The following is a 1,078-nucleotide window of genomic DNA, read 5'->3' on the forward strand; positions in this document are numbered from 1 at the left end:
CAGGGGAATCGCGTATGGCTTTTAAGCTATTGAATATTTGACGCAAATCGATTCATCTTCAGTCTTTCTGTTAAGGAGGGTCGGATGGACGGATTTGCGTCTCTTTTCGGGTCGGTTCCGGACCCTCGGGCGGCCAATGTCCGCTATTCGCTGAACAGCGTTTTGTTCATTGCCTTGGCGGCGGTGCTGTGCGGGGCCGAAACCTGTCAGGACATGGCCGACTTTGGCGTCTCCAAGCACAAGCTTCTGAAGGAGATCGTGCCTCTGCCTTACGGCATTCCCAGTCACGACGTTTTCTCGAATGTTTTCAGACATATCGACCCCGAGGCTTTCGAAACGGTCTTTGCACGCTTCGCGCAGGCTTTTGCAAAATCCATCAGCGGTGTCATCGCCATCGACGGCAAGGCCGTGCGCGGGGCCTACAAACGCGGCGACAAGGCCTCGCCCCTGCATCTGGTCAACATCTGGGCAGCCGACCAGCGCATGGTCATCGGCCAGCAGCTCGCGCCGGGCCGCAGTGAAGTCAAAGGCGTTCTGCAAGCTCTTTCATGCTTGTCACTGGATGGCTGCATCGTGACGGCTGACGCGCTGCATTGCAGGGCCGACACGGCCTCTGCCATTCTCAAGACCGGCGCTGACTATGCGCTTGCACTCAAGGGCAACCAACCGGGTCTTCTCAACCAGGCGATCGCTCTGCTTGAAGAGGAAACCAACCCCGACAGAGCCGAAACGGCCGATGGCAAGGCCCATGACAGAACCGAAACCCGACGCGCCATCATCGTCAAAGCGGAAGGAATGGATTTTCCCGGCGTCAAGGCGATCGCGCGGCTTGAAAGCATCCGGGTGGAGCCCGATGGCCGGCAAACGTGTCACATCCGTCATTTCCTGCTGTCCAGGCCGGTCAGCGCCGCCGCCTTTCTGGGTATCGCCAGAGCGCACTGGACGATCGAGAACCAACTGCACTGGGTGCTCGACGTCGCCTTCTGCGAAGACGCCGCCAGAAACCGAAAGGATCATGGGCCCCAGAACCTTTCGATCCTTCGCAAGCTCGCTCTCAACATCATCCGACACCACCCGG

1 protein-coding gene is annotated in these 1,078 nt (G+C 58.8%); it reads left to right on the top strand.

The features are described from left to right. Positions 1-84 precede the first annotated feature (84 nt). Positions 85-1,078 (top strand): ISAs1 family transposase (locus V6767_RS22650; protein WP_448475499.1); only part of this gene is annotated, 994 nt, incomplete at its 3' end.

The sequence above is a fragment of the Martelella sp. FLE1502 genome (assembly GCF_053484255.1).